This window comes from Streptomyces sp. NPDC050617, assembly GCF_040654795.1.
GTDB lineage: Bacteria > Actinomycetota > Actinomycetes > Streptomycetales > Streptomycetaceae > Streptomyces.
In genome coordinates, this window is the sequence record NZ_JBFAIS010000032.1 from 65,745 (window position 1) to 87,650 (window position 21,906).

Below are 21,906 nucleotides of genomic sequence, written 5' to 3' on the forward strand. Positions count from 1 at the left end.
GAGCGATGTTGTGAGCACCCAGGATCCCCCCGACAGCACGCCGCGGCGGCGCCGTTCGCCGCTGGTGGTCGTATCGGTGGCGGCCGCGGTGCTGCTGGCCGGCGGTGGCGGCGCCTACTGGGCCTCGACCGCCGGCGACGGCGGTGGCTCGGCCACGCCCGGCAAGGACGGCGCACCACCCCCCTTGGCACTCGACGGCTACGTACACGGGGCCGCGCAAGGCTCGCAGGCCCCCGGCTCGCAGGGGATCGCGCCCGGTGAGCCGGACCCGCACGGGAACGCCCGCTACCGGGCACCCGGAAAGCTGCCGGACGGGCCCGAGTCGGCGCCGGTCTACCTCTCCCAGAACGACATCGGCCGGGAGCAGGTCGCCCGGCTGGCGAAGGCCCTGGACGTGCCCGGTACGCCCCATCTCGACGGCGGCACGTGGAAGGTGGGCGCCGCGCAGGGCAAGGGCGGGCCCTCGCTCCAGGTGGGCCGCAAGGGGCCGGGCAGCTGGTCGTACGCGCGGTACGGCACGCTGGGCGGCTCCCACTGCGAGCACCCGCCGGGCGTCGGGCCGGACACCGCCGCCTCGGGCGGTTCCGGCTCCGGTGCCAGTACCTGTCCTACGTACCGCGGCGGCGCCGGGACGAAGGGCGGCGGGTCGCAGCCCGTGTCCGAGGCCACGGCGAAGCGCGCGGCGGAGCCCGTGCTGGACTCGGTCGGACAGCGGAACGCGAAGCTGGACGCGGCCCAGCACTTCGGCGCCACACGGGTGGTGAAGGCCGACCCGGTCCTGGGCGGCCTGCCGACGTACGGCTGGCAGACCAGCCTCCAGGTCGGCTCGGACGGCAAGCTCACCGGCGGCAGCGGGCAGTTGGCGAAGCCGGAGAAGGCCGACTCCTACCCCGTGATCAGCGCGAGCGCCGCGCTCGACCAGCTCAACAAGGGCGCCGGGAACGGCCGTGTCGACACCGGGGGCTGCGCGACGTCCGCGCCGCTCACGACGGAGTCCGGTAAGGGCGCCGGCGGCGGGGCCTCGACGCTGCCCTGCGCCCCGAAGGGGAAGGCCGACCCGGTGACCGTGCGCGGGGCGACGTTCGCCCTGGCGGCGCGGGCCGTCGCGGGGCGGCAGGCGCTGGTGCCCTCGTGGCTCTTCGAGACGCAGGTGCCGGGCACCACGGGCAAGGACGATACCTTCACGGTGGACCACCCCGCCGTCGACCCGAAGTTCATCAAGGAGTCGGAGCCGGCCTCGCCCGCTCCCTCGCAGCCGTCCGGCCCGGCCAAGTCCGGAGCGACGCGCGTCGCCTCGTACAGCGTGGACCGCAAGGACGACAGGACGCTCACGCTGCACTTCTGGGGCGGGGTGTGCAGTGATTACTCCGCCGCCGCGCGGGAGCAGTCCGCGACGTCGGTGACGGTGGGCGTCACGGGCAAGGAGAAGCATCCGGGGCGGATGTGCGTGATGATGGCGAAGGGCTTCGATCAGACGGTGCGCCTGGACAAGCCGCTGGACGGCCGGAAGGTCGTGGACGCGATGACGGGCCAGGCGGTGCCGGAGAAGCCGGAGACGAAGAAGTGAGCGCCGGACGTGCGCGGCGGCGCACGGCGAGAGGTGCGTGGTGACGCCGGGCAGACGGCGTGCGCGTGACGAAGGCGGCATGACGAAGGCGGCGGCCCCTGGGGGGACCGCCGCCTTCTGTCGTCCGTATCGGCCGTTCCAGCCGGCCGGCCGGTTCAGCTGAAGGAGTCGCCGCAGGCGCAGGAGCCCGTGGCGTTCGGGTTGTCGATGGTGAAGCCCTGCTTCTCGATGGTGTCGACGAAGTCGATGGAGGCGCCGCCCAGGTAGGGGGCGCTCATCCGGTCGGTGATCACCTTCACGCCGTCGAAGTCCTTCACGACGTCGCCGTCGAGCGAGCGCTCGTCGAAGAAGAGCTGATAGCGCAGGCCGGAGCAGCCGCCGGGCTGGACGGCGACGCGCAGCGCGAGGTCGTCACGGCCCTCCTGTTCCAGCAGGGCCTTGACCTTCGACGCGGCGGCGTCCGACAGGATGATGCCGTCGCTCACGGTGGTCTCGTCCTGAACGCTCATCTGCTTCTCTCCCGGGTTGTTCGGACCGCTTGCCGTCGGATGCAACCTCCGGCACCCCGGATTCATTCCGGGCCCAGCACTTTTCTCTTCATTCATGCTCGCACACCACCCCTCTCGCGGGCACGGGCCGCCGGGCCCCGATCTCCGTCCCGCCCCCGCGATACGCCCCCGAGGGGGGTGCGTCACATCGACACAAGGCCCATCGTCAAAGTGACGTGAAGCAGCTATGATAGATAACGTCAAATTGACGACAAGGCTGTTTCGCGGAAGAGAAAGGGTGCGTGTCGTGACCACCGCCCAACCCCTGGATGTCCAGCCCTCACCGCTGGCGCTACTGCTTCTGGGCCGCGAGGCCGACCCCCGGAGCGAGCGCGGCGTGGAATGCCCCGGCGACCTGCCGGCGCCCTCCGACCCGGACCTGGTGGAGCGCGCCCGCGCGGCCAAGGCCCGGCTCGGGGACAAGGTCTTCGTCCTCGGCCACCACTACCAGCGCGACGAGGTCATCGAGTTCGCGGACGTCACCGGGGACTCCTTCAAGCTCGCCCGGGACGCGGCCGCCCGGCCCGGCGCCGAGTACATCGTCTTCTGCGGCGTGCACTTCATGGCCGAGTCCGCCGACATCCTCACCGGCGACGGCCAGCAGGTCGTCCTGCCCGACCTGGCCGCGGGCTGCTCGATGGCGGACATGGCCACGGCCGAGCAGGTCGCCGAGTGCTGGGACGTCCTCGCGGACGCGGGCGTCGCGGAGACCACCGTCCCCGTCTCGTACATGAACTCCTCCGCCGACATCAAGGCGTTCACCGGCAAGCACGGCGGCACGATCTGCACGTCCTCCAACGCGGAGCGCGCGCTGAAGTGGGCCTTCGAGCAGGGCGAGAAGATCCTCTTCCTCCCGGACCAGCACCTCGGCCGCAACACCGCCGTGCGCGACCTGGGCCTGTCGCTCGACGACTGCGTCCTCTACAACCCACACAAGCCGGGCGGCGGGCTCACCGCCGAGGAGCTGCGGGCGGCCAAGGTGATCCTGTGGCGCGGGCACTGCTCGGTGCACGGCCGGTTCTCCCTGGAGTCCGTACGCGACGTGCGCGAGCGCATACCGGGCGTCAATGTGCTGGTGCACCCCGAGTGCCGGCACGAGGTCGTGGCGGCGGCGGACCTCGTCGGCTCGACGGAGTACATCATCAAGGCCCTGGAAGCCGCCCCGGCCGGTTCGAAGTGGGCCATCGGCACGGAGCTCAACCTCGTGCGGCGGCTCGCGAACCGCTTCGCGGCGGAGGACAAAGAGATCGTCTTCCTCGACAAGACGGTCTGCTTCTGCTCGACGATGAACCGCATCGACCTGCCGCACCTGGTCTGGGCCCTGGAGTCGCTCGCCGACGGCAAGGTCGTCAACCGCATCGAGGTCGACCCGGAGGTCGCGGCCTTCTCGAAGCTGGCCCTGGAGCGCATGCTGGCGCTTCCGTAACGCCGGTGCGTACACACGGGGCTGTGGAGTCCCGCACCTCATCAAGCGGTGCGGGACTCCACGGGTCCGGGCGCGTCCCGGGCGCGTTCCGGGCACGTGCCGAGCGCGTAACGCGGTGGTGCGGCGGTCGCCGCTCTGGCAGGGTCGCGGCCATGTCCGATACTTCCGCCGACTCCGAACCCGCCCTCGACGTCGAGGCCTTGAAGTGGACCGACGACGAGCACGAGGCCGACTGGAGGCGCCGCGACGCCCTGGACCGGCGCGAGATCGAGCGGCTGGGCGCCGTCGCCGACGAGCTGAGTCGCGCCTCCGGGCCCGAGCACCCCGGCGCTCTGGCCGCCCGGCACGATCTCGTCGTGTACGCGCATCAGCACCCCGGCTGCGTCGAGCGCGTACTCGACCTCGCCGACCCGCTGGCCGCCGACTGCCTCCGGGCCCTGGGCCCGGACAGCCGAGTGACCATCGCGGTACTGGCCGTTCAGGCGTCGGAACGGCTGGACGAGTACGAGGAGGCGGCGGCGCACGAGGCGCCGGCGGCCCTCGCGTCGCTGGTGGAGCGGCAGACCCGGCTGCTGGGGCCCCGGCATCCGGAGACCCTCCGGATGCGGCGGTGCCATGTCGCATGCGTCTGCCGCGCGTACCGGCTCGTCCACCACACCGGACACGAGCCGCCCCGTGCGGACGACCGTCAGCGGTTGCTGCGGCTGTGGGCCGAGTTGGCCGCCGACCACGCCGACGCGCTGGGGGCCGATCACCCGGACACGTTCGCGTGCCGGGACGAAGAGGCCGCGGAGCACTGCGAGTTCGGCGAGCACGACGGCGAGGCGCGCTGCTACGCGGCGCTGGCCGCGGACCGGGCCCGCGTGCTCGGCCCGTACCACCCGGACACCCTGGGGAGCCGGGAGTCCCACCTGACCAGTCTGGCCGAGACCGGCCGGCCCGAAGAGGTCGCCGAGAGCGCCCGGTCGCGCCCCGCCCTCGTCGCCGACTGCGTACGGGCCCTGGGCCGCGACCACCGAATCACCCAATTCGCCCTGGAGTCATAGGCCACAGGCAAATAATTGGATACCGCACGAAGTATGACGTACGTTCCTCCTCTGCAACCCGCCCCCCGAGGGCGGCTCTTCGTCCCTGGGGGGATCTCCGTCATGTCGCACCACCCCGTCGGCCCGCCGCTCGGCGCTCCCGCGCCGTACCCGGCCGGCGGCCCCGTCCTCCGCTCGCCCGTCGGCCTCGCGACGGCCGTCACCGTGCTGCTCGGCGCCGTCGCCGCCTTCGACCTCTTCGCGCTCTACGCGGACTTCAACGTCTACTCGCTGCTGGACAGCGTGCTGACCGCTCCGGCCGGCGAGCTGAAGCGGGCCGACAGCCTGTACACGGCGGCCGGCCGCCTTCAGGGGCTGGGCACGATCGCCACCGCCGTGGTCTTCATCATCTGGTTCCACCGGGTCCGGGGAAACGCCGAGATCTTCACGCAGGACATCTGCACCCTGGGCCGCGGCTGGTCCATCGGCGCCTGGTTCGTGCCCCTCGCCAACCTCTGGCTGCCCTTCCGCGTGGCCGCCGAGACCTGGCAGGCCAGCGCCCCGCAGACGCCGGACGGCGCGCTGCGCGAGGTCTCGCGCGCGCCGGTGCGGGCGTGGTGGGTGCTGTGGCTGCTGGCCCTGGCGGTGAGCAGGACGGCCGACAACCTCTACAACCGCGCGGACACCCCGGAGTCGCTCCAGCAGGCCGCGGGCGCGGTGATGTTCGGCGATCTGCTGGACCTCGCGGCGGCCGTGCTCGCGATCCTCTTCGTGCGGAAGCTGACGCGGATGCAGCGGGAGCGGGCGGAGCTCGGTACGTTCGCCGCGGTCATGCCGGGCGGTCCGACGATCGTCTGACCGTCGACCGCTGACGGCTGACGGCTGACGGCTGACGCCTGACCGCTAACGGCCGACGGCCGACGGCCGATCGGCTCGTACGGGCCGTCAGCGGGGTCACGGGCGCGGCCCGGCCTCGTACACGCCGACAGCGCGGACACGGGAGCGGCCCGGCCCGTAGGCCCGTACGCGCCGACAGCGCGGACACCGGCGGCGCCCGGCCCGTCAGCGCGGTTCCGCCGGGCGGGCCGCCGCCCGCCTGAGCAGGTAGGGGACGGCCCGCCGGTGCGTCAGCGCGGCGAACGGCCAGATCACGCGGGCCGCCCCGTGCTCGTACCGGACGAAGGTGGTCAGCACCACCCGGACGCCTTCGGAGCGCAGCACGAGGCGGGCGGTCATCAGCGCTGACGTCACCTCCAGGACGATCACGTCCGTCGCCATCGTCACGATCCGCCAGCCGAGCACATGCGTGGGGGCGGGGCGCGGGCCGAGCCGCAGGCGGAGCACCGACCGCCAGCCGGTGACCAGGAACCAGCGCACCGGGCCGGGGGCGCCCTCGAAGACGGATCTCGCCCACTGCTCCGGCGACCGCGGGAGCAGCGACGAGCCGCCCGTGGTGACCGCGACGGCCTCCGCCCAGTCGTCCGCCCCGAGCCCGCCGACGCCCCGTGCCGCGTCGGCGACCTCGACCCGGCCCGTATGTAGTGTCGCTGCTGCCAAAACGGCCCCCTGCTCGATCTGCTGGAACTGCTCGTGGATCTCGGTGGATCTGCTCGGCGCGGGTACGCGACGAGGCTACCCGCGCGATCGCGCGTACCCCCGCAGCGCGCCGGGACACAACGAAGGAGCCCCCGCGGCCGCGATGGCCGTGGGGGCTCCGTGTGTTGGGGACCGGGTCAGACGCCCGCGGTCTCCGGCGTGCGGTCGTCCTCGCTCGGCGCCTGGGCGCCGTTCTTCCCGGCGCGCTTGGCGGCCTTCTTCCCGGCCCGCCGCTCCTTGCGCAGCTCGACCATCGTGTACAGCGTCGGCACGAGCAGCAGCGTGAGCAGCGTCGAGGTGACCAGGCCGCCGATGACGACGACGGCCAGCGGCTGGGAGATGAAGCCGCCCTGTCCGGTGACGCCCAGCGCCATCGGCAGCAGCGCGAAGATCGTCGCCAGGGCGGTCATCAGGATCGGGCGGAGCCGGTGCCGGCCGCCCTCGACGACCGCCTCGACCACCGGGAGGCCCTGCCTGCGGTACTGGTTGATCAGGTCGATCAGCACGATCGCGTTGGTGACCACGATGCCGATGAGCATCAGCATGCCGATCATCGCCGGGACGCCCATGGGGGTGCCGGTGAAGACCAGCAGGCCGATCGCGCCGGTCGCCGCGAACGGGATGGAGACCAGCAGGATCAGCGGCTGGATGAGCGACCGGAAGGTCGCGACCAGCACCATGAAGACGATCGCGATGGCCGCCAGCATGGCGAGGCCCAGCTTGGCGAAGGCGTCGTTCTGGTCCGAGGAGACGCCGCCGATCTCGACGGTCGCGCCCTTGGGCAGCGTCTTCTTCAGCTTGTCGATCTTGCTTTGCAGGGCGGCGGTGACCGCGCCGGTGTTGTCGGCGGTCGGCTTGGCGGTGATGGTCGCCGCCCGCGCGCCGTCGATGCGGGTCATCTGGACCGGGCCGGGCACGGTCTTGACCTCGGCGATGTCGCCGAGCCGCACCGCGCCCGCCGGGGAGCCGAGCTGGAGGTTCCGCAGCTGGTCCAGGGTGGCCGCCGGCTTGGCCGACTTCACGACGACGTCGCGCTCGGCGTCGTCGAGGACCGCCTTGCCGCTGGTGGTGCCGCGCACCGCCTGCGCCACGGCCTGCCCCAGGCTCGTCTCGGTGAAGCCCGCCGCGGCGGCCTTGTCGTTGCCCTTGACGGAGATGCGGGGCACGCTCTGCGAGAGGTCGCTGCGGACGTCGGTGACGTGGTCGAGGCCCGCGACCGCGGAACGCACACTCTCCGACGCCGACTTGAGGGTCTTCGCGTCGGCGGCCTTCACCACGACGCTCAGGTCCTGGTCGCCGAAGCCGCCGCCCGCCGAGACGGTGGTGCGGCCGATGCCGTCGAGCTTCTTGAGGCCGGCGCGGATGGTGTCGGTGACGGCGTCGGCCTTGCCGGAGTCCTTCAGCTTGACCTCGTACGACGCCTGGTTGGCGCCCGTACCGCCGCCGAAGGCCGCCATGATGCCGGACGAGCCGACGGTGACCTGGTAGTCCTTGACCCCGGCGACGCCGTCGAGGAGCTTCTCGACCTTCTTGGACGCGGCGTCGGCCGCCTCCAGGCTGGTGCCGGGGGCGAGTTCCTGCTTGACGGAGAGGCTGTCCTGCTCGCCGCCGTCGATGAAGTTGGTCTTGAGCAGCGGGGCCATGCCGAACGTGGCGACGAGCACCAGGACGGCGATCACCAGGCTGGTGACGCGGCGCCGGGTCGCGAAGCCCAGCACCGGCACGTACAGCCGCTGGAGCCGGCCGCGGGTCTCCTTCTCCTCGGCCTCGCGCCGCAGCTCCTCCGGGTCGGCGCCCTCGCTCCCCTTCGGGGCGCGGAGGAACCAGTACGAGAGGACCGGCACGACGGTCAGCGACACCAGCAGCGAGGCCAGCAGCGCCACCGAGACGGTCAGCGAGAACGAGCCGAAGAGCGCGCCCACCATGCCGCCGACCAGGCCGATCGGCAGGAAGACCGCGACCGTGGTGAGGGTGGAGGCGGTGACGGCGCCGGAGACCTCGCGGACCGCCGTCAGGATGGCGTGCTGCCGCTCCTCGCCGTAGGAGAGATGGCGCTTGATGTTCTCCAGGACCACGATCGAGTCGTCGACGACGCGGCCGATGGCGATGGTGAGGGCGCCCAGCGTGAGCATGTTGAGCGACAGGTCCCGCGTCCACAGCACGATCAGCGTGAGCAGCACGGACAGCGGGATGGAGATCGCCGTGACCAGCGTCGAGCGCAGCGACGCGAGGAAGACGAGGATCACCACGACGGCGAAGAGGAGGCCGAGCAGGCCCTCCGTCGTCAGGCCGTCGATGGACTTGGAGACCGCCGGGCCCTGGTCGCTGACGACGGTCAGCTTCGCGTCGGAGCCGAGGTCCGCACGGAGCTGCGGCAGCTTGTCCTTGACGGCGTCGGAGATCGCGACGGCGCTGCCGTCGTGGTCCATGGTGACGGCGATGCCGAGGCTGGGCTTGCCGTCGGTGCGGGTGATGGAGGTGGGGGCCGCCGACTCCTGCTTGACGGTGGCGATGTCGCCGACCCGCACGGGCTTGCCGCCCTTGCCGTCGGCGCCGGGCGCGGCCGCCGGGTTGATCCGCAGGTCCTCGATCTGCTTCAGGGAGGTGAAGCCGCCGCCGACCTGGACGGTCCGGCTCTTGCCGCCCTCGGAGAACGCGCCGGCCGGCACGGACGCGCCGTTCGCCTCCAGCGCCTGCCCGAGCGCGGCGGCGGACAGGCCGGCCGCGGCGAGCTTCGCGTCGTCGGGGGTGACGGCCACGACGCGGTCCCGTACGCCGTCCACGTTGACCTGACCGACGCCGTCGATGTTCTTGAGCGCCGGTACGACGCTGCGGTCCAGCTTGTCGGCGAGCGCCTGCTGGTCCTGGGTCGAGGAGACCGCGAGCACGACCGTCGGGATGTCGTCGGTGGAGCCCGCGATGACCTGCGGGTCGACGTCCTTGGGGAGCTGCGAGGAGGACCGGTTCACGGCCTGCTGGACGTTGGCGACGAGCTTGTCGGAGCCGTTGCCGTAGTCGAACTTGGCCATGATGACGGCCGAGCCCTCGCTGGCGGTGGAGGTGATGCCGGTGATGCCGTCGACCGCCTTGATGCTGTTCTCCAGCGGCTCGACGACCTGCTTCTCGACCACGTCCGGGGACGCGCCCTGATACGGCGCGATCACCGACACCATGGGCAGATCGATGGACGGCAGCAACTGCTGCTTCAGCTGCGGGATGGCGATGGCCCCGAACACGACGGCGACTATCGCCATCAGAGCTATCAGTCCCCGCTGTACGAGGCTGATTCTGGACAGCCAGGACATGGGTTAACGCTCTCTCTTCTGTTTGCTGAGCGGATCGGCGGGGGCGCGGCAGCGGCCCACCTCTACGATCGCCCGTGCCCCGGTGCGAATACCTCGCTCGCAGGTCGATTCTCGTCCCGGACGTGTACCGCAGCCGCAGTACGCGCCCCTAGGGGTCACTCCACCCTTGGGCGTACAAGTCCGGTTTCGTAGGCGATGACCACCAATTGGGCCCGGTCGCGGGCGCCCAGTTTGGCCATCGCCCGGTTCACATGGGTCTTGACGGTCAGCGGGCTGACCTCCAGCCGCTCCCCGATCTCGTCGTTGGAGTGGCCGCCCGCGACCTGGACCAGCACCTCGCGCTCGCGCCCGGTCAGCGCGGCCAGCCGCTCCGCCTGGTAGCCGCCGGAGGCCGCGTCCGCGCCGTCGCTCTGGGCGAGGAACGTGGCGATCAGCCCCTTGGTCGCCACCGGCGACAGCAGCGCCTCGCCGGCCGCCGCGATGCGGATCGCGGCCAGCAGCTCCTCGGGCTCGGCGCCCTTGCCGAGGAAGCCGGAGGCCCCGGCGCGCAGCGACTGCACGACGTACTCGTCGATCTCGAAGGTGGTCAGCATGACCACGCGTACGTGCGCCAGTTCGGGGTCGGAGCAGATCACGCGGGTGGCGGCGAAGCCGTCCGTGCCGGGCATCCGGATGTCCATCAGGACGACGTCGGGGCTCTCGGCGCGGGCCAGTTCGACGGCCGCCGCGCCGTCCGACGCCTCGCCGACCACCTCCATGTCCGGTTCGGAGTCCACCAGCACCCGGAACGCGCTGCGCAGCAGCGCCTGGTCGTCCGCGAGCAGCACCTTGATCGTCATGCGTCCCCTCCCGTACGCGCTTGCAGCGGCAGTTCGACGCGGACCGCGAAGCCGGGGCCGCCGTCCGGGCCGGGTCCCGCCTCGCAGGTGCCGCCGAGTGCGACCGCCCGCTCGCGCATCCCGATCAGACCGTGTCCGCCCGGGCCGGCGCCGGTGTCGGTACCCGTGCCCGTACCGTCCGTACGGTTCGGCGGCGGTCCGTCGCCATTGTCGCGGACGGTCAGGAGCAGGGACGCGCGGCCCCGCAGGATGCCGACCTCGGCGGTGGCGGAGGGGCCCGCGTGCTTGTGCACGTTGGTGAGCGCCTCTTGCAGTACGCGGTAGGCGGTCAGGTCGACGGCCACGGGCAGCGGTCCGACGACGGCGGCGGCCGCGGCCGCCGTGTCGCCCGTCCGGGGCCGGCCAGGGGCGGCGGGCTCGGTGGCGGCCGCCGCGACCCGGACGCGCAGCCCGACGCGGGCGAAGCCGTCGACGAGCTGGTCCAGGACGCCGAGGCCGGGGGCTGGTTCAGTGGGGGCGGCCGGGTCGCCGTGCTGGCGCAGCAGGCCGACGGTGGCGCGCAGTTCGTCGAGCGCGGAGCGGCTGGCCTCGCGGACGTGCGCGAGGGCCTGCTTGGCCTGGTCGGGGCGGCTGTCCATGACGTGCGAGGCCACCCCGGCCTGGACGTTGACGAGCGCGATGTGGTGGGCGACGACGTCGTGGAGTTCGCGGGCGATGCGCAGCCGCTCCTCGGCGACCCGGCGGCGGGCCTCCTCGTCGCGGGTCCGCTCGGCCCGTACGGCACGCTCCTGGATCTCGGCGACGAAGGCGCGGCGGCTGCGCACGGCGTCGCCCGCGGCGGCGGCCAGGGCGGTCCAGGCGAAGACGCCGAAGTTCTCCTGGGCGTACCAGGGGCGGGCGCCGAAGGCCATGACGGCGGCGGTGAGGACGCCGACGGCGAGGGCCGCGATGCGCCAGGCGACGGTGCGGCCCATGCCGGAGGCCACGGTGTAGAGCGCGATGACGACGGCGACGGTCACCTGGCCGTACGCCTTGTCGTGCCGGGTGAGGACGACTTCGATCACCGTCAGGAGGACGGTCGCGGCGAGTACGGCGCGCGGGGCCCGGCGGCGCAGCACCAGCGCGCCGCAGGCGAGGGTGGTGAACAGCACGAAGACGCCGCCCAGCGGGAAGCGCCGGGCGTGCGGTCCGGCGGCCGTGCCGAGCAGGGCGGTGGCGAGGACGAGGGCGGCCAGCAGGGCGTCGGCGGCCAGCGGGTGCGCGCTCAGCCACTGGCGGGCCCGGCAGAGGCCCGGGGCCGTGGTGAGGGGGGTCACGGGTTCCAAAGTACGGGGTGCCAAAAGCGCGGGGTGCCGCGCCCGCGCCCGTGCCCGTACCACGCGCGCCCCCGTCCCTCGGTGAGGGCGGGGGCGCGGGCGGTGCTGGAGTCTGCTGGTACAGCCGGACGTCAGCCCGGAATGAGACCGTCGTCGCTGAGCATGGAGCGGACCTCGTCCAGGGAGGCGTCCTGGGCGGGGAGGATCAGCTCGGACGGTTCCAGGGCGTCGTCGGGAAGCGGTTCGCCGAGCCGCCGCACCGCGTCGAGCAGGGCGGCGAGGGTGCGCCGGAAGCCTTCCTCGTCGCCGCCCTCGATCTCCTGGAGCAGCTCGTCGTCCAGCGTGTTCAACTCGGTGAAGTGGCTGTCGGCCAGCTTCACCTGCCCCTCCCCCATGATCCGTACGATCACGACGGTCTCCCTTGTTCAGTGCTCAGAGGATCTCGAAGAGGCTTATCCCGGCTACTGCTTGTCGAAGCGGGGCGTGTCCTGCGGCTGGGCCGTCTGGCCCTGCCCGGCGCCGCCGGCCGCTCCTCCTGCCCCTCCCTCAATGGCCTGCTTGCCCGCGCCGCTGCCGCCCGCCAGCTCGGCCTTCATCCGCTGGAGCTCCAGCTCCACGTCGGTGCCGCCGGAGAGGCGGTCCAGCTCCGCGGTGATGTCGTCCTTGGCGGTGCCGGTCGGGTCGTCGAGCGCGCCGGAGGCGAGCAGCTCGTCGATGGCGCCGGCGCGGGCCTGCATCTGCTGGGTCTTGTCCTCGGCCCGCTGGATGGCCATGCCGACGTCGCCCATCTCCTCGGAGATGCCGGAGAACGCCTCCCCGATGCGGGTCTGGGCCTGGGCCGCGGTGTACGTGGCCTTGATGGTCTCCTTCTTCGTGCGGAAGGCGTCGACCTTGGCCTGGAGCCGCTGGGCGGCGAGGGTGAGCTTCTCCTCCTCGCCCTGCAGCGTGGTGTGCTGCGTCTCCAGGTCGGTGACCTGCTGCTGCAATGCGGCGCGGCGCGACAGCGCCTCGCGCGCCAGGTCCTCGCGACCCAGCGCGAGGGCCTTGCGGCCCTGGTCCTCCAGCTTGGAGGACTGACCCTGCAACTGGTTGAGCTGCAATTCCAGGCGCTTGCGGGAGGTGGCCACGTCGGCGACGCCGCGGCGCACCTTCTGCAGCAGCTCCAGCTGCTTCTGGTAGGAGTAATCGAGGGTCTCGCGCGGATCCTCGGCCCGGTCCAGGGCCTTGTTGGCCTTGGCGCGGAAAATCATCCCCATACGCTTCATGACACCGCTCATGGGCCTCGCGCGCCCCCTTCTGACGGACTACGGACTCCAGCATCTATCAAGACCCCACAGTACGGGCCCTGCATCCATTACCGCACTGTTCAGCCCTGGATGTGCTCCTCCTACAGGACGATCACAAGGTCGCCGCTCTCCGGCCCAAGGAGTAGGCGGGCGTCAGGGAGGGTGCGAAATGACCGAAAAGCGCAAGGTGACGGCGGGGGGAACGGCCGGGAAAGCGCCGTTTCGGGCCGTTTGGGCGGCGGGTCCCGGCGGGGCGGGGCGCGGGCGCCCGTTGCCGGATCGTTCCCCTCGGGACTGGGGTCCACGCATCCGCACCACGTACCCTTGGGTTTTGTGTTCCGAAGCCGTTCGAAGGATGAGCAGGCCGCCGCCACCAAGGTGACCGCGGACCAGCCCCAGCAGCCCCGTGACCCGCAGGCGCCCAAGGGCCGCCCGACCCCGAAGCGCAGCGAGGCCACCTCGCAGCGCCGCAGCATGGCCAGTACGCCGACCAACCGCAAGGACGCCATGAAGCGTCAGAAGGCGGCGCGGCGCACGGACCTCGCGAAGCAGCGCGAGGCCCTCGCCAACGGGGACGAGCGGTATCTGCCCGCCCGCGACAAGGGCCCGGTCCGCCGCTTCGCCCGCGACTACGTGGACGCGCGGTTCACCGTGGCGGAGTACTTCCTGCCGCTCGCGGTGGTCATCCTGGTGCTCAGCATGATCAACCGCGGCGCGTTCCAGACGTACGTGCTGCTGCTGTGGATGATCGTGATCCTGCTGATCGTGGTCAACTCGGTGATCACCTCGGTCGGCCTCAAGCGCGGCCTGCGCGCCCGCTTCCCGAACGAGAACACGCGCGGAGCCGTGCCGTACGCCCTGATGCGCACGCTCCAGATGCGCCGGCTGCGGCTGCCGAAGCCGAAGGTCAAGCGCGGGGAGAAGCCCTGAGCGCGGCCCCGGCAGGATTCTCGGGCGGCGTGGCGGGCTGGCTGAGCAAGCTCGGCGGACTGCGGAACACCGTCCGCCAGGAGCTCGTCGCCCGCCAGCTCGACGAGCAGATCACCGCCCGCTACCCCGTGGGGCAGCGCCTCGCCGTCCTCGACGTCGGCCTCGGCCAGGGCACGCAAGCGCTGCGGCTGGCCCGCGCCGGGCACAACGTGACCGGCCTGGAGTCCGATCCGAAGATGGCCGCGACGGCCCGCGAGGCGCTCGGCGCCGAGCCCGAGGGCATCCGCGAGCGGGTCCGGATCATCGAGGGCGACGGCCGGGACGCGGGCGCGCACTTCCACACCGGCGCCTTCGACATCGTGCTCTGCCACGGCGTGCTGATGTACGTGAACGAGCCCGACCCGATGCTCGCCGGGCTGGCGCGGGTGCTCGCGCCCGGCGGACTGCTCTCCCTGGTCGTGCGGAACGCCGACGCGCTCGCGATGCGCCCCGGCCTGGCCGGGGACTTCGACGGGGCGCTCGCCGCCTTCGACTCCCCCGACTACACCAACCGGCTCGGGCTGCGGGTACGCGCCGACCGGCTGGAGACGCTCACGGCCACGCTGACGGGGATCGGCGCCCCGCTGCACGCCTGGTACGGCGTGCGGGTCTTCACCGACCAGGCCGCGGACGGCGAGGCGCCGCCGGCGGACGAGGCGCTGGAGCGGCTGCTCGCGGCCGAGGACAGGGCCGGGCGCACGGACCCGTACCGGTCGGTCGCGGCGCTGCTGCACCTGTGCGGCGTGCGGGGCTGACGGGGCGCATTCGCGCGTACGGGCGCCCGTCGCCGTTCGTACGGTACGGGCGCCCGTATGACGTCGACGGCCGTCAGCCCTCGCTGGCGTGCAGGCTCATCGGCCCGTAGATCTCCGTGCCGTCCTCGAACAGCCTGACCTGGTCGGCGCCGCCGTCCAGCAGCTCCTTCCACGCCTCGCCGATCCAGGACTCCGCGTCCCCCTGTGTGGTGAACTCCTCCGGTTCCACCGCGGGAGCGGTCTCCGTCCCGTCGGACTTCTCGAACCGCCACGTCCAGGCCATGTCCGCCTCCTGAGTCCCGAATACCTGCTGCGCACGTACTGTGCAGCGCAGCCTAACGGTCGGTGAACAGGGCCCGTAAAGCCCCGCAAAGGGCGAGCCCCGCGCGCCCGGGCGCGCGGGACGCGAGACGATCGGGGGGTGGAACTCACTCTCCTCGGCACCGGGGCCCCCGACGGACTGCCGCGCCCCGGATGCCCGTGCGCGGCCTGCGCCACGGCGGTCGGCGACGCGGCGCGGGCCGCGACGGCGCTGCTCGTCGACGGCGCGCTGCTGCTCGACCTGACCCCCGGCCCGGCCTTCGCGGCGGCGCGCGCCGGGCACTCGATCGCCGGGGTGCGGCAGGTGCTGCTCTCGCACCCGCACGACGGCCCGGCCGTGGAGTTCCCGGCCGGGCTGCCCGCGCCGGGCCGGGTGCCGGACGGCCGGGAGCTGGCGGTGATCAGCGGCCACCGGGTACGGGCGGTGGCCCTGGACTCGCCGGGCACCGGGTACGAGGTGGTCGGGCCCGAGGGCGAGCGGCTGCTGTACCTGCCGCCGGGCGCGGCGGCGGCCGGGCTGGCGGACGGCGTCCGGGACCCGTACGACATGGTGCTGCTGGACGTCGTGGGGCGGCCCGACGCGCTGGCCCGGCTGCGGGCGGCGGGCGCGGTCGCGGCCACCACGGACGTCATCGCCGTGCACCTCGACCACGAGGCGCCGCCCGGCGGCGAACTGCGCCGGCGGCTGGCCGCCGCGGGCGCGCGGGCGGTGCCCGACGGCACGACGCTGCTGGTCGGCGAGTACCACGCGGTGCCGGACCTGCCCCGGCGGACGCTGGTGCTGGGCGGCGCGCGGTCCGGGAAGTCGGTCGAGGCGGAGCGGCGACTGGAGGCGTTTCCGGACGTCCTGTACGTCGCCACGGGCGGCGCCCGCGACGGCGACCAGGAGTGGGCCGAACGCGTGTCGACCCACCGCGAACGCCGCCCGGCCTCCTGGCGCACCGCCGAGACCTGCGACCTCCCCCCGCTGCTCGCCGCGGAGGGCCCGCCCCTGCTGATCGACTGCCTGTCCCTGTGGCTGACGGACGCCATGGACTCCGTCGGCGCGTGGTCCGACGCGACCTGGGCGGAAGGCGGCGCCAAGGCGCTGCGCGAGCGCGTGGACGAGCTGGTGGCGGCCGTCCGCGCGACCCGGCGCACGGTGGTCGCCGTGAGCAACGAGGTGGGCTCGGGCGTCGTCCCGGCCACCCCGGCGGGCCGCCGCTTCCGCGACGAGCTGGGCCGCCTGAACGCGGGCGTCGCGGCGGAGTGCGAGCACGTACTCCTGGTCGTGGCCGGCCAGGCCGTGGCGCTGCGCTGAGCTTCCCCGGCGGCGGCCGGGGCGGGAGGGGTGGCGCGCTGGGGTGCGAGCCGCGCCGCCGGGGCTTGTTCGGGTGGGACTGGCATCTACTTCTGCGGGTACTGTTCTGCGGATGAGCGGCCTGAATCTCGATGACTTCGCCACGCTGATCGAGCGCCCCGACTCCGGCGTACGCCGGGACGCCGAGGAGCACCGTGAACGGCTCGTGCCCGCGCCCGGCGCGCTGGGCCGGCTGGACGAGCTCGGGGAGTGGCTCGCGGCCGCCCAGGGCTCGGTGCCGGTGAAGCCCGTCGAGCGGGCGAAGCTGCTGCTGTTCGCGGGGGACCACGGGGTCGCGGAGCTCGGGGTGTCCGGCGGTCCGGCGGAGGGCGCGCGGGCGCTCGTACGGGCCGTGCTGGACGGCGAGAGCGCGTCGGCGGTGCTGGCGCGCCGGTGCGGGGCCCAGGTGCGGGTCGTGGACATGTCCCTGGACTGCGACCCGGCCGAGCTGCCCGAGGACGTGACGCGCCACCGGGTGCGGCGCGGTTCGGGCCGTATCGACGTCGAGGACGCGCTCACCGCGGACGAGGCGGAGCGGGCCTTCCGGGCCGGGATGGCCGTGGCCGACGAGGAGGCCGACTCCGGCACCGACCTCGTGGTGCTCGGCGACCTGAGCGTGGGCGGGACCACCGCGGCCGGCACGCTGATCGCCGCGCTGTGCGGAACCGACGCCTCCGTGGTGACCGGCCGCGGCGGCGCCGGCATCGACGACCTGGCGTGGATGCGCAAGTGCGCGGCGATCCGGGACGGGCTGCGCAGGGCCCGGACGGTCCTCGGGGACCAGCTGGAGCTGCTGGCCACGACCGGCGGGGCGGACCTCGCGGCGATCACCGGTTTTCTGCTGCAGAGCGCCGTGAGACGGCTGCCGGTGATCCTCGACGGAGTGGTCTCGGCCGCGTGTGCGCTGGTGGCGCAGCGTGTCGCGTTCCGGGCGCCGGACTGGTGGCTGGCCGGTCAGGTGAGCGGGGAGCCGGCGCAGGCGAAAGCTTTGGACCGAATGGCACTCAACCCTTTGCTCGATCATGGCGTCTGTGTAGGCGAGGGGACAGGGGCGCTGCTCGCTCTGCCGATGGTTCAGGCGGCGGCGGCCCTGGCTGCGGAGCTCCCCGTGCGCGCCTGACGTCCCACGTCACCCGCGCCGGAGCCCCCGTCGCACATGACGCCCCATATGATCACTTTTCATGGGAGAAGTCCGCTTGACTCCGGATGAGGGCGCCCGTCGCGGTAGCTGGCCGCGGCGAGCCGCCGGCTTCGCGGTTTGGTACCTGCGCGCCGTTACGTTCGTCAACCTCCTCAGCGCGGTGTGGCTGTCCTTCGGGGCCGACATCCGCCGGCACAACGTCGAGGAGTTCTACACGCCGTACCTGGCGACCGCCGGCTTCGCGTCAGCCCTCTTCTCGCTGTTCATGGCCATCACGCTGCGGCGGCGCAAGCGCGCGGCGTGGATCCTGAACCTGGTGCTGGCCGGGGCCACGGCCGCGCTCTTCGTGTTCGCCATATGCTTCCGCGAGTTCAACCGGCACGGCCTGAACTGGTTCTCGACGATCATCACCGTGCTGTTCGTGGTCGCGCTCCTGGTCGGCCGCCGCGAGTTCTACGCCAAGGGCGACCGTTCCAACCCGAAGCTGGCCGCGATCGTCGCCGTCGGCGGGCTGCTCGTCACCTCGCTGATCGCCGCGCTGCTGGTCGGCATCACCAACGACGCGCACGACGGCGCCAAGTCCAGCTTCCTGGACCGCTGGCACTACGGCGTGATGCGGCTGATCTCGCTGGCCAGCGACGAGTCCCGGTACCAGGGCATCTCCGCGCCCGGCTGGGTCAACGTCGTCATCAACGTGATGAGCACGCTCCTGCTGCTCGGCGTGTTGTACGCGGCCTTCCGCTCGCGCCGCGCCACCGACCCCATCACCCCCGACGACGAGGAGAGGCTCCGCGCCCTGCTGGACAAGCACGGCGACCGCGACTCGCTCGGCTACTTCGCGCTGCGCCGCGAGAAGAGCGTCATCTGGTCCCCCACCGGCAAGGCCGCCGTCACCTACCGCGTGCTCGGCGGGGTCTCGCTGGCCTCCGGCGACCCGATCGGCGACCCCGAGGCGTGGCCCGGCGCCATCGAGCCCTGGCTCACCGAGGCCCGCGAGCACGGCTGGATCCCCGCCGTGATGGGCGCGAGCGAGGAGGGCGGCACCATCTACGCGCGGCACGGCATGGATGCCCTCGAACTCGGCGACGAGGCGATCGTGGACACCGACGAGTTCACCCTCGAAGGCCGGGCCATGCGGACCGTGCGCCAGGCGTACAACCGGGTCAAGCGCGCCGGGTACACGGTGCGCATCCGGCGGCACGAGGACATCCCCGAGGACGAGATGGCCGACCTGCTGCACCACGCCGACGACTGGCGCGACGGGGCCACCGAGCGCGGCTTCTCGATGGCGCTCGGCCGGCTCGGCGACCCCGGCGACGGCCGCTGCGTGATGCTGGAGTGCCACGACGGCGAAGGGAAGCTGCGCGCCCTGCTCAGCTTCGTGCCCTGGGGGCCCAAGGGCCTCTCGCTCGACCTGATGCGCCGCGACCGGGAGTCCGAGAACGGCCTGATGGAGTTCATGGTCATCGAGATGATGCAGCGCTCCCGCGAGGTCGGGGTCGAGCAGGTCTCGCTGAACTTCGCGATGTTCCGGTCCGTCTTCGAGCGCGGCTCCAAGCTCGGCGCGGGCCCCGTGCTGCGGATGTGGCGCTCGCTGCTGACCTTCTTCTCCCGCTGGTGGCAGATCGAGTCGCTGTACCGCGCCAACGCGAAGTACCGGCCCATCTGGGAGCCCCGGTTCATGCTGTTCGAGAAGAGCAGCGACCTGTTGCGCATCGGCATCGCCAGCGGCCGGGCCGAGGGCTTCCTCGAAGCGCCCGGCCTGCCGAAGTGGCTGAACCGCAAGCACCTGGAGAGCAAGCGATGAACCGTGCGGCGCTCCGACGCGCCGCACATGCCGAGTGGGGCCCCCTGCTGGGGACCGTGCGCGGGGTGCTGGTCCGCAGGAAACTGCGGGCCGTCCCCATGACCGTCGCCGCGGTCCTCCTCACCTCGGTGTTCCAGATCATCCAGAACCAGCCCTGGGGCTTCGAGCCGATCCAGCGGATCGGCTCGGTCCAGGCCCAGCTGCCGTGGTGGCTGGCGCTGCTGCGCACCCCGCTGTCGCTGTTCGTGCCCGCTCTCGACCTGCCGATGTGGGGCGCGCTGGCGCAGCTCCTCATCGCGTTCGGCATCGCCGAGATCTGCCTGGGCCGCAAACGCACGCTGGCCATCGCCTACCTCGCCACCCTCGCCGGGACGATGTACGCGCGGCTGGCCGTCCACATCGGCCCCGACTCCGTCTTCGGCCTGCCGCCGCACGCCGCCAAGGTCATCGACACCGGCCCGTCGGCCGCCGTCGTCGGCATCGCCGTGTACGTGACCTGGCGCTACCGTGCCTGGCTCACCTGCGCCGTGGTGATCGCGGCCATGACCACGGAAGCCCTCCTCAAGCCGAACCTGGCGGGCAAGGAGCACCTGGCGGCCATCACCGCGATGCTCGTGGTGTGCGTGCTCGACGAGCTGCGCAGGCGGCGCAAGCCGCGCGACCCGTACCGCGCACGGGGCCCGGTGGCCCGCGGCGGTGCGCGGGGCGACGGCGACGGCAGCGGGCGGAGTTTAGAGCGCCGGACCAGGCCGCCGGAAGCGCCCGAACGCCCCCCGACGGCGTACGGGCAGGGGCCGGGCGAGCGCCTTCCGCTGCCCGACGCCTGCGGTCAGGGGTCCGGGGCCCCCGCGACCAGATCCTGAATGCGGCGGCGCAGCGCCTGCCAGCGCGCGTCGTGCCGGTACGCCCGTACCCGCGCCTTGCGCCGGGCCCGCGGCCGGTGGCGGTAGCAGCGCCGCGCCCACGGCGAGCCGGGCCGGGCAAGCCGCACCGCCCCGATGATCGCCACGAACGGCACCACCACCCCGATCACCGCTATCCGCGGCTTCCCCTTGGCCAGGGCGAACAGCGCGATGGCGAAGTTGAGCAGCACGTTCGTCGTCACGAGGCCGCGGCTGCGCAGCTCCTCCGGCGTCAGCGCGTCGACCCCGAACGGCGAGAAGCCCGCCAGCATCAGCGTGACCAGCGCGGCCGTCAGCACCACGACCTCGACGCTCTTGCGCCCCTGCTCGCTCCAGTACACGTCGTCCAGGTGCAGTACGAGCGCGAACTCGTCCAGCACCAGGCCCGCGCCCGCCCCGAACAGCACGGCCGTCACCGCGGTCCCGAACCCGTGCCGCCCGCCGGCCACCGCGCCGAAGCCGCCGACCACCATGAGCACGATGCCGGGCACCACATGGTGGATGTGCAGGCCGCCCGGCCGGATGTTGCGGAACGGGCCCTTGCCCGCCCGGATCAGCCGGGTGATCACCCGCGTGACCAGGAACGTCAGCACGAACGAGGCCAGCGCCAGCAGCAGCGGCAGCTTGCCCGGCTCGATGATGTTCCGACTCCACCAGTGACCCATGACCGACGCTCCCGAATCTGCCCGCTAGGGGCAACCTAACGCCCCTGACGTCGGAAGACGTCGGATAACCTGCGCGCGATGACCGATACCTCCCCCGACGGCGGCTCCGCCCGCGCCTCCCTCGGCGACGCGCTGCGCTTCGCCTTCGGCACCCTGAGCGTGCTGCCCGTACGCCTGACCCGGTGGGACCGCCCGGCGGCCCGCGGCGGGATGCTGGCTGCGCCGCTCGTGGGGCTGGCGGCCGGGCTCTGCGCGGCGGCCGTCGGCGGGGCGCTGCTGTTCCTGGACGCCGGGCCGCTGCTCGCCGCGGTCGCCGCCGTCGCCGTGCCGGCGGTGCTCACCCGCGGGCTGCACCTCGACGGGCTCGCGGACGTGGCCGACGGGCTCGGCAGCGGCAAGCCGGCCGCGGACGCGCTGCGCATCATGAAGCAGTCGGACATCGGCCCGTTCGGCGTCCTGACCCTGGTCTTCGTCCTGCTCGGCCAGGTCGCCGCCGTGTACGAGCTGTACGCGGCGGGCTGGGCGCGCGGCGCGCTCGCCGTGACGGTGGCCGCGGTCGCGGCCCGTACGGCCCTGACCCTCGCCTCCCGTGCCGGTGTGCCCGCGGCGCGGCCGGAGGGCCTGGGCGCGGCGGTCGCCGGGGTGGTCCCGGTCCGCTCGGCGGCGGTGGCGACGGCCGCCGTGACGCTCGCCTGCGCGGCGGCGGGCCGCGCGTATTGCGCTGCCGCGCTCCTTCTCTCCCTCGTCGCCGCGGAACTGATGCTCCGTCACTGCCGCCGCCGCTTCGGCGGCGTCACCGGCGACGTCTTCGGCGCCGTAGCCGAAACAGCCACGACAACAGCCCTGATCACCCTGGCCTTGACCCCATGACCACCCCCACGCCCAGCCCGCCCGCCACTTGAGGCCACACCCGCCCACGCCCACGCACCCACCGTCCGCCCGCCCATCCAGCCCGTCCGGCGCTTGAGGACACCACCCTCCGTCCGCCCCCCCCCCCCCCCCCCCCCCGCGCGGGGGGGCCCGGGCTAGGGAGAGCGGGGGGGTTGGGAATAGTTGTTTGCCCGGGGGGTAGTTGTAGGGTGGGGCCCGGTGATTAAAA

The 21,906-nt window shown here is 72.9% G+C and carries 20 protein-coding genes; 11 read left to right on the forward strand and 9 right to left on the reverse strand.

The features are described from left to right. Positions 1-10: 10 nt before the first annotated feature. Entirely contained in the window at positions 11-1,567 is a 1,557-nt protein-coding gene (locus tag AB0I49_RS32345; protein ID WP_363230715.1) for a hypothetical protein, read from the forward strand. 155 nt (positions 1,568-1,722) lie between these two features. On the opposite strand, the gene AB0I49_RS32350 is transcribed toward AB0I49_RS32345, so the two are convergent. Then, complete coding sequence (locus AB0I49_RS32350; protein ID WP_363230716.1) at positions 1,723-2,076, reverse strand: iron-sulfur cluster assembly accessory protein; 354 nt, start codon at positions 2,074-2,076, stop codon at positions 1,723-1,725. 286 nt (positions 2,077-2,362) lie between these two features. Between AB0I49_RS32350 and nadA the strand changes: the two genes are divergently transcribed. The 3 genes from nadA (at position 2,363) to AB0I49_RS32365 (ending at position 5,424) form a co-directional block, all read left to right on the forward strand. Continuing rightward, on the forward strand, positions 2,363-3,541 hold the full coding sequence (nadA, locus tag AB0I49_RS32355) for a quinolinate synthase NadA (protein ID WP_363230717.1): 1,179 nt from the start codon (positions 2,363-2,365) through the stop codon (positions 3,539-3,541). A gap of 152 nt (positions 3,542-3,693) precedes the next feature. Beyond that, on the forward strand, positions 3,694-4,587 hold the full coding sequence (locus tag AB0I49_RS32360) for a hypothetical protein (protein ID WP_363230718.1): 894 nt from the start codon (positions 3,694-3,696) through the stop codon (positions 4,585-4,587). A gap of 102 nt (positions 4,588-4,689) precedes the next feature. Next, positions 4,690-5,424, forward strand: a complete 735-nt coding sequence (locus AB0I49_RS32365) for a DUF4328 domain-containing protein (RefSeq protein ID WP_363230720.1) — start codon at positions 4,690-4,692, stop codon at positions 5,422-5,424. 204 nt (positions 5,425-5,628) lie between these two features. On the opposite strand, the gene AB0I49_RS32370 is transcribed toward AB0I49_RS32365, so the two are convergent. The 6 genes from AB0I49_RS32370 to AB0I49_RS32395 all read right to left on the reverse strand — a co-directional run bounded on the left by AB0I49_RS32370 (position 5,629) and on the right by AB0I49_RS32395 (position 12,899). Then, positions 5,629-6,123, reverse strand: coding sequence for a DUF2867 domain-containing protein (locus AB0I49_RS32370; protein WP_363230722.1), 495 nt, complete (start codon positions 6,121-6,123; stop codon positions 5,629-5,631). Positions 6,124-6,299: 176 nt separating this feature from the next. After that, positions 6,300-9,467: an efflux RND transporter permease subunit gene (locus AB0I49_RS32375; protein WP_363230723.1), complete on the reverse strand. Its 3,168-nt coding sequence runs from the start codon at positions 9,465-9,467 to the stop codon at positions 6,300-6,302. Between the two features lie 155 nt (positions 9,468-9,622). Then, complete coding sequence (locus AB0I49_RS32380; protein ID WP_363230725.1) at positions 9,623-10,306, reverse strand: response regulator transcription factor; 684 nt, start codon at positions 10,304-10,306, stop codon at positions 9,623-9,625. Then, positions 10,303-11,631 carry a histidine kinase gene (locus AB0I49_RS32385; protein WP_363230726.1) on the reverse strand — a complete coding sequence of 443 codons (1,329 nt, stop codon included), beginning with the start codon at positions 11,629-11,631 and terminating at the stop codon, positions 10,303-10,305. The genes AB0I49_RS32380 and AB0I49_RS32385 overlap by 4 nt, the downstream gene beginning before the upstream one ends. 122 nt (positions 11,632-11,753) lie before the next feature. Beyond that, positions 11,754-12,032 carry a hypothetical protein gene (locus AB0I49_RS32390; protein WP_363230728.1) on the reverse strand — a complete coding sequence of 93 codons (279 nt, stop codon included), beginning with the start codon at positions 12,030-12,032 and terminating at the stop codon, positions 11,754-11,756. A gap of 51 nt (positions 12,033-12,083) precedes the next feature. Then, positions 12,084-12,899, reverse strand: coding sequence for a PspA/IM30 family protein (locus AB0I49_RS32395; protein WP_363230729.1), 816 nt, complete (start codon positions 12,897-12,899; stop codon positions 12,084-12,086). A 342-nt stretch (positions 12,900-13,241) separates the two neighbouring features. Here AB0I49_RS32395 and AB0I49_RS32400 point away from each other — a divergent pair, with 342 nt between their 5' ends. Both AB0I49_RS32400 and AB0I49_RS32405 read left to right on the forward strand, forming a co-directional pair. Further along, the gene (locus AB0I49_RS32400) at positions 13,242-13,838 is read left to right on the forward strand and encodes a DUF3043 domain-containing protein (protein ID WP_363230731.1); all 597 of its coding nucleotides are present in this window, start codon (positions 13,242-13,244) and stop codon (positions 13,836-13,838) included. 29 nt (positions 13,839-13,867) lie between these two features. Then, the gene (locus tag AB0I49_RS32405) at positions 13,868-14,632 is read left to right on the forward strand and encodes a methyltransferase domain-containing protein (protein ID WP_363230732.1); all 765 of its coding nucleotides are present in this window, start codon (positions 13,868-13,870) and stop codon (positions 14,630-14,632) included. 73 nt (positions 14,633-14,705) lie between these two features. Here AB0I49_RS32405 and AB0I49_RS32410 read toward each other — a convergent pair whose 3' ends face one another. After that, positions 14,706-14,915 (reverse strand): hypothetical protein, encoded by a 210-nt coding sequence (locus AB0I49_RS32410; RefSeq protein WP_363230733.1) that lies wholly within the window; start codon positions 14,913-14,915, stop codon positions 14,706-14,708. 138 nt (positions 14,916-15,053) lie between these two features. Between AB0I49_RS32410 and AB0I49_RS32415 the strand changes: the two genes are divergently transcribed. The 4 genes from AB0I49_RS32415 (at position 15,054) to AB0I49_RS32430 (ending at position 20,103) form a co-directional block, all read left to right on the forward strand. Then, on the forward strand, positions 15,054-16,253 hold the full coding sequence (locus tag AB0I49_RS32415; RefSeq protein WP_363230734.1) for a bifunctional adenosylcobinamide kinase/adenosylcobinamide-phosphate guanylyltransferase: 1,200 nt from the start codon (positions 15,054-15,056) through the stop codon (positions 16,251-16,253). A gap of 112 nt (positions 16,254-16,365) precedes the next feature. Continuing rightward, positions 16,366-17,412 (forward strand): nicotinate-nucleotide--dimethylbenzimidazole phosphoribosyltransferase, encoded by a 1,047-nt coding sequence (cobT, locus tag AB0I49_RS32420; RefSeq protein ID WP_363230735.1) that lies wholly within the window; start codon positions 16,366-16,368, stop codon positions 17,410-17,412. Positions 17,413-17,473: 61 nt separating this feature from the next. Continuing rightward, positions 17,474-19,240, forward strand: coding sequence for a phosphatidylglycerol lysyltransferase domain-containing protein (locus AB0I49_RS32425; RefSeq protein WP_363230736.1), 1,767 nt, complete (start codon positions 17,474-17,476; stop codon positions 19,238-19,240). Then, positions 19,237-20,103, forward strand: a complete 867-nt coding sequence (locus tag AB0I49_RS32430) for a hypothetical protein (protein WP_363230737.1) — start codon at positions 19,237-19,239, stop codon at positions 20,101-20,103. Before AB0I49_RS32425 ends, AB0I49_RS32430 begins: the two co-directional genes overlap by 4 nt. Here AB0I49_RS32430 and AB0I49_RS32435 read toward each other — a convergent pair. Then, a complete protein-coding gene (locus AB0I49_RS32435; protein ID WP_363230738.1) occupies positions 20,070-20,807 on the reverse strand; it encodes a hypothetical protein in 738 nt (245 codons plus the stop codon). The two genes, AB0I49_RS32430 and AB0I49_RS32435, sit on opposite strands and share 34 nt — an antisense overlap. Positions 20,808-20,885: 78 nt before the next feature. Between AB0I49_RS32435 and AB0I49_RS32440 the strand changes: the two genes are divergently transcribed. Then, the gene (locus tag AB0I49_RS32440; RefSeq protein WP_363230739.1) at positions 20,886-21,677 is read left to right on the forward strand and encodes an adenosylcobinamide-GDP ribazoletransferase; all 792 of its coding nucleotides are present in this window, start codon (positions 20,886-20,888) and stop codon (positions 21,675-21,677) included. The last annotated feature ends 229 nt before the right edge of the window (positions 21,678-21,906 follow it).

Bases quoted from the DNA above. Each gene is read 5' to 3' on its own strand.
- AB0I49_RS32395 (WP_363230729.1), bottom strand. From the start codon at position 12,899: ATGAGCGGTGTCATGAAGCGTATGGGGATGATTTTCCGCGCCAAGGCC.
- AB0I49_RS32380 (WP_363230725.1), bottom strand. From the start codon at position 10,306: ATGACGATCAAGGTGCTGCTCGCGGACGACCAGGCGCTGCTGCGCAGC.
- cobT (WP_363230735.1), top strand. From the start codon at position 16,366: ATGAGCGGCCTGAATCTCGATGACTTCGCCACGCTGATCGAGCGCCCC.
- AB0I49_RS32365 (WP_363230720.1), top strand. From the start codon at position 4,690: ATGTCGCACCACCCCGTCGGCCCGCCGCTCGGCGCTCCCGCGCCGTAC.
- AB0I49_RS32425 (WP_363230736.1), top strand. From the start codon at position 17,474: ATGGGAGAAGTCCGCTTGACTCCGGATGAGGGCGCCCGTCGCGGTAGC.
- AB0I49_RS32410 (WP_363230733.1), bottom strand. From the start codon at position 14,915: ATGGCCTGGACGTGGCGGTTCGAGAAGTCCGACGGGACGGAGACCGCT.
- AB0I49_RS32350 (WP_363230716.1), bottom strand. From the start codon at position 2,076: ATGAGCGTTCAGGACGAGACCACCGTGAGCGACGGCATCATCCTGTCG.
- AB0I49_RS32360 (WP_363230718.1), top strand. From the start codon at position 3,694: ATGTCCGATACTTCCGCCGACTCCGAACCCGCCCTCGACGTCGAGGCC.
- AB0I49_RS32435 (WP_363230738.1), bottom strand. From the start codon at position 20,807: ATGGGTCACTGGTGGAGTCGGAACATCATCGAGCCGGGCAAGCTGCCG.
- AB0I49_RS32430 (WP_363230737.1), top strand. From the start codon at position 19,237: ATGAACCGTGCGGCGCTCCGACGCGCCGCACATGCCGAGTGGGGCCCC.
- AB0I49_RS32440 (WP_363230739.1), top strand. From the start codon at position 20,886: ATGACCGATACCTCCCCCGACGGCGGCTCCGCCCGCGCCTCCCTCGGC.
- AB0I49_RS32375 (WP_363230723.1), bottom strand. From the start codon at position 9,467: ATGTCCTGGCTGTCCAGAATCAGCCTCGTACAGCGGGGACTGATAGCT.